The organism is Geodermatophilus sp. SYSU D00815 (assembly GCF_054050035.1).
On sequence record NZ_JBJGYO010000054.1, the window covers coordinates 1 to 10,441 of the forward strand.

12 protein-coding genes and 1 riboswitch are annotated in these 10,441 nt (G+C 77.0%); of the genes, 9 read left to right on the forward strand and 3 right to left on the reverse strand.

The genetic code is table 11. The features are described from left to right. From ACI78S_RS24900 to ACI78S_RS24940, 9 genes are all read left to right on the forward strand, one after another. A partial coding sequence (locus tag ACI78S_RS24900; RefSeq protein WP_456977675.1) for a hypothetical protein occupies nt 1-556 on the forward strand: 556 nt, incomplete at its 5' end. After that, nucleotides 543-1,055: an RDD family protein gene (locus tag ACI78S_RS24905; protein ID WP_456977676.1), complete on the forward strand. Its 513-nt coding sequence runs from the start codon at nt 543-545 to the stop codon at nt 1,053-1,055. The genes ACI78S_RS24900 and ACI78S_RS24905, both read left to right, overlap by 14 nt. A gap of 92 nt (nt 1,056-1,147) precedes the next feature. After that, nucleotides 1,148-1,339 carry a hypothetical protein gene (locus tag ACI78S_RS24910; protein WP_456977677.1) on the forward strand — a complete coding sequence of 64 codons (192 nt, stop codon included), beginning with the start codon at nt 1,148-1,150 and terminating at the stop codon, nt 1,337-1,339. A 15-nt stretch (nt 1,340-1,354) separates the two neighbouring features. Next, nucleotides 1,355-1,972 carry a hypothetical protein gene (locus ACI78S_RS24915; protein WP_456977678.1) on the forward strand — a complete coding sequence of 206 codons (618 nt, stop codon included), beginning with the start codon at nt 1,355-1,357 and terminating at the stop codon, nt 1,970-1,972. Between the two features lie 62 nt (nt 1,973-2,034). Then, nucleotides 2,035-2,147: riboswitch (guanidine-I (ykkC/yxkD leader) on the forward strand. 58 nt (nt 2,148-2,205) lie between these two features. Beyond that, a complete protein-coding gene (locus ACI78S_RS24920) occupies nt 2,206-2,913 on the forward strand; it encodes an urea amidolyase associated protein UAAP1 (protein ID WP_456977679.1) in 708 nt (235 codons plus the stop codon). After that, nucleotides 2,910-3,557, forward strand: a complete 648-nt coding sequence (locus tag ACI78S_RS24925) for an urea amidolyase associated protein UAAP2 (protein WP_456977680.1) — start codon at nt 2,910-2,912, stop codon at nt 3,555-3,557. Before ACI78S_RS24920 ends, ACI78S_RS24925 begins: the two co-directional genes overlap by 4 nt. Further along, a complete protein-coding gene (locus tag ACI78S_RS24930; protein ID WP_456977681.1) occupies nt 3,554-5,557 on the forward strand; it encodes a 5-oxoprolinase/urea amidolyase family protein in 2,004 nt (667 codons plus the stop codon). Before ACI78S_RS24925 ends, ACI78S_RS24930 begins: the two co-directional genes overlap by 4 nt. Continuing rightward, nucleotides 5,554-7,215, forward strand: a complete 1,662-nt coding sequence (gene atzF / locus ACI78S_RS24935) for an allophanate hydrolase (protein ID WP_456977682.1) — start codon at nt 5,554-5,556, stop codon at nt 7,213-7,215. The genes ACI78S_RS24930 and atzF overlap by 4 nt, the downstream gene beginning before the upstream one ends. A gap of 70 nt (nt 7,216-7,285) precedes the next feature. Continuing rightward, nucleotides 7,286-7,516 (forward strand): hypothetical protein, encoded by a 231-nt coding sequence (locus ACI78S_RS24940; RefSeq protein ID WP_456977683.1) that lies wholly within the window; start codon nt 7,286-7,288, stop codon nt 7,514-7,516. A 6-nt stretch (nt 7,517-7,522) separates the two neighbouring features. Here ACI78S_RS24940 and ACI78S_RS24945 read toward each other — a convergent pair whose 3' ends face one another. The 3 genes from ACI78S_RS24945 to ACI78S_RS24955 form a co-directional block, all read right to left on the reverse strand. Continuing rightward, nucleotides 7,523-8,560, reverse strand: coding sequence for a LacI family DNA-binding transcriptional regulator (locus tag ACI78S_RS24945; protein WP_456977684.1), 1,038 nt, complete (start codon nt 8,558-8,560; stop codon nt 7,523-7,525). Nucleotides 8,561-8,564: 4 nt separating this feature from the next. Then, complete coding sequence (locus ACI78S_RS24950) at nt 8,565-9,929, reverse strand: GH1 family beta-glucosidase (protein ID WP_456977685.1); 1,365 nt, start codon at nt 9,927-9,929, stop codon at nt 8,565-8,567. Between the two features lie 80 nt (nt 9,930-10,009). Then, the gene (locus tag ACI78S_RS24955) at nt 10,010-10,273 is read right to left on the reverse strand and encodes a twin-arginine translocase TatA/TatE family subunit (RefSeq protein ID WP_456977686.1); all 264 of its coding nucleotides are present in this window, start codon (nt 10,271-10,273) and stop codon (nt 10,010-10,012) included. Nucleotides 10,274-10,441: the final 168 nt, after the last annotated feature.

Sequence of the window (10,441 nt, forward strand, 5' to 3'; positions counted from 1 at the left end):
CGTCGACCGCGTCGACGTCCAGGGCATCGTCGACCGCGTCGACGTCCAGGGCATCGTCGACCGCGTCGACGTCCAGGGCATCGTCGACCGCGTCGACGTCCAGGGCATCGTCGACCGCGTCGACGTCGACCGGGTGGCCGCCCGGCTCGACCTCGACGCCGTCGCCGCGCGGCTCGAACTCGACACGCTCGTCGACAAGGTCGACGTCTCCCGCGTGGTGGACCGCGTCGACCTGGACGCGCTGGTGGCCCGGGTCGACCTGGACCGGGCCGTCGCACGGGTGGACGTCGACGCGGTCGTGGACCGGGTGGACGTCGACCGCGTCCTCGAGCGCACCGACCTGGCCGGCGTGGCCCGCTACGTCGTGCGCGAGATCGACCTGCCGGGCCTGCTGCGCGCCTCGACCGGGACGGTGTCCGCGGACATGGTGCGCGGGGTGCGCGACCAGGGCGCGGACGCCGACCGCGCCGTGGAGCGGGTGGTCGACCGGCTGCTGCACCGGTCCGGCCGGCGGACCGCGACCGGCCCACCGGAGGCCGACGGTGACCACCGCTGACGAGCGGCGCCGGGACGGTGGCGCCCACCCCTGGCACGACGCCACCCCGCCGGCGGTGCTCGCCGCGGGGGGGCGGGCGGCCATCCGGGGCTCCCGCGCCGGGCTGGTCACCCGGTCGCTGGCGAACGTCGCCGACCTCGTCCTCGTCGCGCTCGTCCTGGGCGTCGGGTACCTGGCCGTGGCGGCGGTGGGCTACCTGCTCGGCCCGACCCGGTTCGCCTTCCCGGCCCCGTCGCCGACGACCCTGCTGCTGGCGGTGCTCGGCGTGCAGGCGGTGTACTTCGCCGTCACCTGGGCCGTGGCCGGCGGCACCTACGGCGACCGCCTGCTCGGTCTCCGGGTCACCGACGACCGCGGGGCGCGGCTGGGCTGGGCGCGGTGCGCGCTGCGCGCCGTGACCTGCGTGCTCCTCCCCGTCGGGCTGCTCTGGGTGCTCGTCAGCGCCGAGAACCGGTCGGTGCAGGACCTGGTGCTGCGCACCTCGGTGGTCTACGACTGAACTCCCGGTCGTCTGCCGGGGACGATGCCGGCCGCGTGCCCGGGGCGGCAGGCTGCGCTGCGCAGCGGCTCCCCCTGCTGCGGGAGGTGACCATGACCGCGACCGCACCGCCCCGGGACGACCTCGTCCTGCTCGACCGGCTCGTCCTCGCCGCGCTCCGGAGGCTGCGGCTGGCCCGCGCGACCACCGCGGCGTCCAGCCGCAGGAACGTCGAGCGCCAGACCCGCGCCGAGGAGCACCTGGACGCGCTGCTCGAGCACCGGCACGCCGTCCGTCACCGGTGAGCCCGAGGAGGAGACATGTCCGAGCTGCCGTCCGCCCTGCCGGTGCTGGGCCGGGGCCACCACCGGTCCCCCGACCGGGGCGCCTGCTTCATGGAGTACACCGCGCTGCTGGCCGGGGAGGCCTTCAGCGACCACCCCCGCTGCGTCGACCCGGAGCTGGCCACCGTCCTGCGCGGCGCCAACGACCGGCTCTCCGACACCGACCGCACGCTGCTGGTGCCGCTGCTGGGCCGGGCCGTCGGCCTGGCGATCGAGCCCCCGCCCCACCGGCGCCGGCGACCGGCCGCGGAGCGGCAGCGGCGCCGGGAGGAGCTGGCCCGCTACCGGGCCGAGACCGCGCGGCTGCACCGGGCCGTCTCGGCGCGGTTCGCCGACGCGATCGGGCTCCCCGCCGGCGAGGCCACGGGCCTGTGGTGCGGAGGCGGCGAGGACGTCGCGTGGCTGTTCTGGGACGCCATGGACCACCCCGTCCCGGCGCCCCGGCCCGAGGACCAGACCCGTCGCCTGGTCGAGCGGCTCGACGTGCTGCACGCGTGCTTCGAGCAGGCGCTGGCCGAGCTGCGCCCCGCGGCCGCCGCGCCCGCCCGGTTACCGGCCGGCAACACTCCCGGCGGATCCGATACAGGGTCGTGACGGCGCCGACCCGCCCGCGACACCGCGGAACGGTTGAGTTCCCCTCGACCCGCGGATCGGCCGCGGGGCGCATCTAGGGTTCCGCCGCCCGAGCGGGCGGGGCTGGTCCGAGAGATGCAGGCGGGACGCGCCCCGGCGCCGGACCGCCCCACGGCGGGACAAAAGCCCGGGAGGCCAGCACCGGCCCGGGTGCGTGGTGCGCCCGGACCCGTTGTGGGGAGGCCGGCACGACCGTGCTCGCGACAGACCCGATCCTCGAACACGACATCCCGGCCGCGGCGGCCTGGTCGCTGGAGCTGCGCGCCGGCCGGGTGCTCCGGCTGACCGCGCTCGACGACGGCGCCGTCTGCTCGGTGCTGCTCTACGCCCACCGGCACCCGGTCGACCGGCTCAACGTCCCCGACACCCTCAAGGCGCAGATGAGCGCCCGCATCACCCCGCCCATGGTGCTGATGAGCGACCGCGGCACCGCCCTGGCGTCGGTCACCGGCTCCTCGCTGGACTGGCACGACTGCCTCACCGGGCACTCCCTCGACGCGCACGTCGCGGCGTTCGGCCCCAGCTCGTACGGCGCCGACCGCAACGGCTGGCGCCGCTCGGCCCGCGCGGGCCTGCTCGCCGAGCTGCGCAAGCACGGTCGGGGCCCGGCCGACCTGCACGCCACCGTCAACTTCTTCGCCAAGGTCGCGATCGGCGAGGACGGCGCCCTCGACCACGTGCCCGACCACGCCCGCGCCGGCGACTGGGTCACCCTGCGCGCCGAGCAGGACCTGCTGCTGGTCTGCTCCACGGCACCGCACCCGCTGAGCCCCACGTGGTCGCCCGGCGCCGTCCGCGCGGTCGTCGAGGCGGGGGCGCCCTACGGGGACGACGACCCCTCGGTCACCTTCCGCGCCGAGAGCGCCCGCGCCCTGGCGAACGCGCGGGCGGTGCTGGCGTGACCGCCGCGCAGCTGGTCGCGAGCGCGCTGCGCGAGGACGACGCCGTCCTCGACGTCACGGTGGCGGCCGGCGACGGCTTCGCCGGCGTCGTCCCGGCCGGCGGCTCCTTCCGGATCCTCGACCTCGAGGGCAACCAGGCCGCCGACACCCTGTTCTACGACGCCCACGACCTCACCCGGCGCTACAGCGCGGTGGACACCGTCCGCGAGCAGCGCCGCGCCTACCTCACCACCGGCTCGCGGCTGCTCACGGCGGACCTCGACCCGCTGGTCACGATCACCGCCGACACCGTCGGCCGGCACGACACCCTCGGCGGGGCCTGCGCGCAGGAGTCCAACGTCGTGCGCTACGGCATGCACACCCGCCACCAGCACGCCTGCCGGGAGACGTTCCTCCGCCACGGCGCGGCCGTCGGCATCGGCCCGCGCGAGCTCGGGCACAACATCAACTTCTTCATGAACGTGCCGGTCACCCCGGACGGCGGCCTGACGTTCGCCGACGGCCTGTCGGCGCCCGGCCGGTACGTCGAGGTCCGCGCCGACCGCGACACCCTGGTGCTGATCAGCAACTGCCCGCAGCTGAACAACCCGTGCAACGGCTGGAACCCCACGCCGATCCGGCTGCTCGGCTGGTGGGGCGCGTGACCCTCGTCTCCCCGGAGACCCGCACCGCCACCGTCGAGGTCCTCTCCCCCGGGGTGCAGACCAGCGTGCAGGACCTCGCCGGCCGCCGCGGGCTGTGGGACGTCGGCGTGCCGCCGTCGGGCGCCTGGGACGACCTGTCGTTCGGGCTGGCCAACCGGGCGGTGGGCAACCCGCCCACCGCGGCCGGCCTGGAGGCGGTGCTGACCGGCCCGGTGCTGCGCTTCGCCGGGCGGACGCTGGTCTGCCTGGCCGGTGCCGTGCACGGCGCCACCCTCGACGGCCGGCCGGTGCGCCCGGGCGTGGTCACCGTCGTCCGGCCCGGCGCCGTGCTCGACATGGGCCCGTGCGGGGCGCCGGGGATGCGCGGCTACCTCGCCGTGGCCGGCGGCATCGCCGTCCCCCGCGCGCTGGGCAGCCGGGCGACCTTCCTGCTCGGCGGGTTCGGCGGGCTCGACGGCCGGGCGCTGGCCGCCGGTGACGAGCTGCCGCTCGGGCGGCTGGAGAACCTGGACGCGCCGCTGGACGTCGACGCCCTCCTTCCGGAGCTCACGGGCGACTGGACGCTGCGGGTGCTGCCCGGGCCGCACGGGGCCCCCGAGCACCTCACCGAGGACGGCGCCGCCGCGCTGTTCGCCACGGCCTGGAGCGTCGACCACCGCGCCGACCGCACCGGCGTCCGGCTGGTCGGCCCCGCACCCGGGTGGGCCCGCGCCGACGGCGGCGAGGCCGGGCTGCACCCGTCGAACATCCACGACAGCGCCTACCCCGTCGGCGGGATCATGCTCTCCGGCGACACGCCGGTGATCGTCGGGCCGGACGGGCCCAGCCTCGGCGGGTTCATCGTCCCGTGCGTGGTCGTGCGGGCCGACCGCTGGAAGCTGGCCCAGCTGCGGCCGGGCGACACGGTGCGGCTGCAGCCGGTCGACGCCGAGGACGCCGACCGCGCCAACGCCCTGCGCGCCGCGCTGCTCGCGCACCCCGCCGCCGCTCCCGAGCGGCCGGCCCCGGTGCAGCCGGCCGCCCCGGTGCCGCTCCCCCGGCCGGCCGTGCTGGCCGAGCTGCCGGGCGCGGGTGCGCGCCCGGACCTGGTGGTGCGCGCCGCCGGCGACTGCCACCTGCTGCTGGAGGCCGGTCCCGCCGAGCTCGACCTGGCCGTGCGGGTGTGGGTGCACCTGCTCGCCCAGCGGCTGCGCGCGCTGCGGCTGCCCGCGGTGCGCGAGCTGGTGGAGGGCGTGCGCTCGATGCTGGTGCAGGTCGACGAGCGCGCCCTGCCGCTGCCCGTGCTCGCCGGCCTGCTGGTCGACCTGGCCGCCGAGGTGCCCGACCCGGAGACGGTGACCCTGGACGTCCGCGAGGTCACCCTGCCCATCGCGCTGGACCACCCGGCGGCGCACGAGGCGATGGCCCGCTACGCCCGCTCGGTGCGGCCGGACGCGCCCTGGTGCCCGGACAACGTCGAGTTCATCCGCCGGATCAACGACCTGGGCAGCCGCGACGAGGTCTTCGACGTCGTCACCGCGGCCACCTACCTGGTCGTCGGCCTCGGCGACGTCTACCTCGGCGCGCCGGTCGCCGTCCCGATCGACCCGCGGCACCGCCTGGTGACGACGAAGTACGACCCCGCCCGCACCTGGACGCCGCAGAACGCGGTCGGCATCGGCGGGGTCTACCTCTGCGTCTACGGCATGGAGGGTCCCGGCGGCTACCAGCTGGTCGGGCGGACCGTGCCGGTCTGGCGGCACGTGCCCGGCTCGGCGGAGCCGCCGTGGCTGCTGCGCCAGTTCGACCGGCTGCGGTTCCGCCCGGTGACCGCCGACGAGCTCGCCGCGCAGCGGGCCGCGATCAGGGCCGGTACCGCCGGCCTGGAGCTGCGCCCCGCCACCTTCTCCCTCGCCGAGGTCCGCGCCCTCGAGGCCGCGCACGCCGGCGAGATCGCCGCCGTCCGTTCCCGGCGTCGCGCCGCCTTCGACGCCGAGCGAGCCCGCTGGAGCACCGCATGACCGCCACCCGCACGACCCCGGTCACCGCCGCCCTGGAGGCCGCCGCGGCCCTCGACCAGCCGGCGTTCGTGCACGTCCTCGACCCGGCCGAGATCGAGGCGCTCCGGCCGGCCCCCGGCGGGCCGCTGGGCGGGGTGCCGGTCGCGGTCAAGGACAACGTCGACGTCGCCGGCGTCCCGACGACCGCCGCGTGCCCGGCCCTGACCGCACCGGCGGCGACCAGCGCCACCGCGGTCCGCCGGCTGCTCGACGCGGGCGCCGTCCCCGTGGCGAAGACCAACCTCGACCAGTTCGCCACCGGGCTGGTGGGCACGCGGTCGCCCTACGGCGCCTGCGCCAGCGTGTTCTCCGCCGAGCACGTCAGCGGCGGCAGCAGCTCCGGCAGCGCGGTGGCCGTGGCGGCCGGCGTCGTCCCGCTGGCGCTGGGCACCGACACCGCCGGCAGCGGCCGGGTGCCCGCGGCCTTCAACGGCCTGGTGGGGGTGAAACCGACCCGCGGGCTGGTACCCACCCGCGGGGTGCTGCCCGCCTGCCCGTCGCTGGACTGCGTCACGACGCTGACCCGCGACGTCGCGCTCGCCCGGACGGCGCTCGGCGTGCTGGCCGGCGCCGACCCCGACGACCCGTGGTCGCGGCCCGCGCCGCCCGGCCTGCCGCCGGGCGTGGCCCGCACCATGCGGGTGGTCGCCGTCCCCGCCGGGCCGCTCGACCTCGCCCCCGCGCACGCCGCGGCCTGGCAGCGGGCCCTGGCGCACGCCGCCACGGTGGCCCGGCTGGTGCCGGTCGACGTCTCGGCCTTCCTCGAGGCCGCGCGGCTGCTCTACGGCGGCCCCTTCCTCGCCGAGCGGCTGGCCGCCTTCGGCGACCTGCTCGAGCCCGACGGCCCGCACCTCGACCCGACCGTGCGGCGGATCGTCCTGGGCGCCCGCGGCATCTCCGGCGCCGACGTCTTCCGCGGGCAGCAGCGGCTCACCGAGCTGCGCGCCGCGGCGCTCGCGGCCTTCGTCGGCGCCGACGCGCTGCTGCTGCCGGTCACCCCCGACCACCCCACGCTGGCCGAGGTCGCCGCCGACCCGGTCGGGGTCAACGCCCGGCTGGGCACGTACACCAACATGGTCAACCTGCTCGACCTCTGCGCCGTCGCCGTGCCGGCCGGCCGGCGCGACGACGGCCTGCCGTTCGGCGTGCAGCTGCTCGCCCCCGCGTTCGCCGACGGGCCGCTGCTCGACCTCGCCGCCCGCTGGCTGGGCGAACCCGTCGACCCGCCGGCGACCCGCAGCCTGGTGGCCGTCGCCGGGGCGCACCTCACCGGCCAGCCGCTCAACCCCCAGCTGGTCGGGCTCGGCGGCCGGCTGCACGCCCGGGCGCGCACCGCCGGCGGCTACCGGATGTACCGGGTGCCCGGTCCGCTCCCCCGCCCCGGCCTGGTCCGCGACGCCGGCGGGCCGGCCGACGGCCTCGAGGTGGAGGTCTGGGACCTGCCGCCGGCCGGGCTCGGCGAGCTGCTGCCCTCGGTCGCCGCGCCGCTGGCGCTCGGACCGGTCGAGCTCGACGACGGCAGCGTCGTCCCCGGGTTCCTCACCGACCCGACCGGGGTCGACCCGACCGCCGACATCACCGCGCACGGGGGCTGGCGCGCCGCCCTCGCCGCCCGCTGACGACGCGCCCGGCGTGGCCTGACACGCCGGGCGCCGTGTGCGCCGGCGGGCCGGCGGGCAGCCCTCCCGCATGACGGCGACGATCGACTGGCGCACCCAGCTCGACGGACTTCCCCTCGCCGAGCGGCTGCGCGCGCTGCTGGCCTACGAGCTGGCCGCCGACCGGTCCGCGGGCCAGCCGGTCGAGGTCACCGCGGCGACCCTGCGGGCGGTGGCCCAGGCCGAGGGGCTCGACGACCGGCAGCCGTGGATCGACGCGGCCGCCGCCCGGATCAGCGCCGGGGAGTGGCAGTCCCTCTGACGCGGCTCAGGAGGAGGCGCGCACCACCAGCTCGGTGGGGAGCACGACCGAGCAGCGCTCGTCGGCTGCCTCCGGCTCGGCGATCAACCGGATCAGCAGCCGGGCCATCTCCCGGCCCATCTCCTCCACCGGCTGGCGCACCGACGACAGCGGCGGATCGGTGACCCGCGACAGCGGCGAGTCGTCGAAGCCCACGACGGCGACGTCGCCGGGCACCCGCCGGCCGGCCTCGCGGAGCGCCCGCAGCGCGCCGATCGCCATCAGGTCGTTGGCCGCGAAGACGGCGTCGAGGTCGGGCGCGCGCTCCAGCAGCGCGCGCATCGCCCGCACGCCGCTGGCCTCGCTGAAGTCGCCCTCCACGACCAGCGCCGAGTCCTCGGGCACCCCGGCCGCGGCCAGCGCCGAGCGGTAGCCGGCGAGCCGGTCCTGGCCGGCACCCATGTCGTGCGGCCCGGTGATCGTGGCGACCCGCCGGCGGCCGCGCTCGAGCAGGTGCGCCACCCCGGCGCGGGACCCGCCGACGTTGTCGACGTCGACGTAGGCGCCGTCGAACCCGCCCGGCGGCCGCCCGCCGAGCACGACCGGCAGGCCGCGCTCCCGCAGCTGCTGCGGCAGCGGGTCCTCGCCGTGCAGCGACGCCATGAGCACGCCGTCGACGTGCTGCGGGCTCAGGTAGTGCTCGAGCGGCCGCTCGGGCCCGGCCGACAGCGCGAGCACCAGCTGCCGGCCGGCCGCGGAGACCCCCGCGCCGATGCCCCGGACGAGCCCGGCGAAGAAGGGCTCGGTGAAGACCCGGTCCTCGCTCTCGGAGATGACCAGCGCGACGGCGTCGGTGCGGCGGGTGACCAGCGCCCGGGCGGCGAGGTTGGGCACGTAGCCGAGCTCGGCGACCGCCGCCTCGACGAGCTGGCGGGTGCGCTCGGAGACCTGCGGCGAGCCGTTGATGACGCGCGACACCGTGCCGCGGCCGACCCCGGCACGCAGCGCGACCTGGTCGAGGGTCGGCCGCTCGCCGGGGACGGTCACCACGACATCATCCAGCACGGCGTCATCCAGCAAGGCCCCGGTGGGCGAGGATGAGATCCCTGTAGAAGCGGCCGCTGTCCTTCACCCGGCGCTGCTGGGTCTCGTAGTCCACGTGCACGATGCCGAACCGCTTGCTGTAGCCGTGCGCCCACTCGAAGTTGTCCATCAGCGACCAGACGAACCAGCCCTTGAGCGGGACGCCGTCGGCGATCGCCCCGGCCGCCGCCTCGAGGTGCCGGGCCAGGAACGCCGTCCGCTCCGGGTCGTGCACGGTGTCGTCCGGGCCCACGACGTCGTCGTAGGCCGACCCGTTCTCGGTCACGTAGAGCGGCAGGTCGCCGTACTCGCGGTGCAGCCGGCGCAGCAGGTCGCCCAGCCCCTCTGGGTCCACCCCCCAGCCCATCGCCGTCAGCGGGGTCTCGGTGGGCCCGAGCGCGGCGAGGTTGGTGCCCGGCATGGGCGAGGTGCTGACCACCTGCGTCTGGTAGTAGTTCACGCCCAGCAGGTCCAGCGGCGCGGCGATCGTCGCGGCGTCGCCGTCCTGCTCGAAGGAGAAGTCGCTGACCCCGGCCAGGTCGGCGCGGACGTCGTCGGGGTAGCCGCCGCGCAGCAGGGGGTCGAGGAAGATCCGGTTCTGCCAGCCGTCGGCCCGCCGGACCGCGTCGAGCACCGCCGGGTGGTCGTCGACAGGGGTCATCGGGGCCAGGTTCAGCGTGATGCCGACCTGCTCGGCGCCCCGGGCGCGCAGGGCCTGCACGCCGAGCCCGTGCCCGAGCAGCAGGTGGTGCACGGCGGCCACGGCCGCGCCGTGCTCGTGCCGGCCGGGGGCGTGCGCGCCGCTGGCGTAGCCGAGGAACGACGAGCACCAGGGCTCGTTGAGGGTGGTCCAGAAGCGCACGCGGTCGCCGAGTGCGCCGACGACCAGGTCGGCGTACTCGGCGAAGCGGTGCGCGGTGTCGCGCACCGGCCAGCCGCCGGCGTCCTCCAGCTCCTGCGGGAGGTCCCAGTGGTAGAGGGTGATCCACGGCTGGATGCCGCGCTCGAGCAGCTCGTCGACCAGCCCGGAGTAGAAGTCCAGCCCCTTCTGGTTGACCGGGCCGCGACCGCCCGGCTGCACCCGCGGCCACGAGATGGAGAAGCGGTAGGACCCGAGGCCGAGGTCGGCCATCAGCGCGACGTCGTCCCGCCAGCGGTGGTAGTGGTCGGCGGCGACGTCGCCGGTGTCGCCGTCGCGCACCCGGCCGGGCGTGTGGCTGTAGGTGTCCCAGATCGACCGGCCCCGGCCGTCCTCGTCCGCGGCGCCCTCGATCTGGTAGGCGGCGGTCGCCGCCCCCCAGAGGAAGTCGGCGGGGAAGCCGGCGGGGTCGGGACGGGGGGCGACGGGCACGGCGGTCTCCTCGGGAGTGAGAGGTGGGAGCGCTCCCAACCCTGGCGTAGGGAGCGCGGGTCGTCAACGGGCGGGGAGGCTCAGCGCGGGGCGTCGTCCCGCAGCAGGTGGTCGCGGATCAGGTTCTTCGGGGTGTAGCGGCGGACGTCGAGGGTCTTCAGGCCGGCGAACTCGTCGCCGAGGGTCTCGTCCACCTGGCCGCGCACGTCGGTCAGCGCCTCGCGCACCCTGCGCAGGCCGGCGGCGGCCTCCCGGGCCAGCCCCGGCAGCCGCTCGGGGCCGAAGACGAACAGCGCGGCCAGGGCGAGGACGACGATCTCGCCCCACCCGATCGAGTCGAGCACGTCGGCGCCTCCTCAGCGGTGCCCGGCCGGCTCGTCGAGCCGGGAGGGGCCGGCGTCGAGGGGGGAGGCCTCGTCGTCGGCGAGGTCGTGGAAGTGCTCGGCGGCGTCGCGGCGGGCGCGGCGCTTGTCGACCACCCGGGCGATCTGGATGGCCACCTCGAACAGCAC

Excerpts from the sequence above, each read along its gene's own strand:
- ACI78S_RS24910 (WP_456977677.1), top strand. The coding sequence starts at position 1,148 with ATGACCGCGACCGCACCGCCCCGGGACGACCTCGTCCTGCTCGACCGG.
- ACI78S_RS24915 (WP_456977678.1), top strand. The coding sequence starts at position 1,355 with ATGTCCGAGCTGCCGTCCGCCCTGCCGGTGCTGGGCCGGGGCCACCAC.
- atzF (WP_456977682.1), top strand. The coding sequence starts at position 5,554 with ATGACCGCCACCCGCACGACCCCGGTCACCGCCGCCCTGGAGGCCGCC.
- ACI78S_RS24940 (WP_456977683.1), top strand. The coding sequence starts at position 7,286 with ATGACGGCGACGATCGACTGGCGCACCCAGCTCGACGGACTTCCCCTC.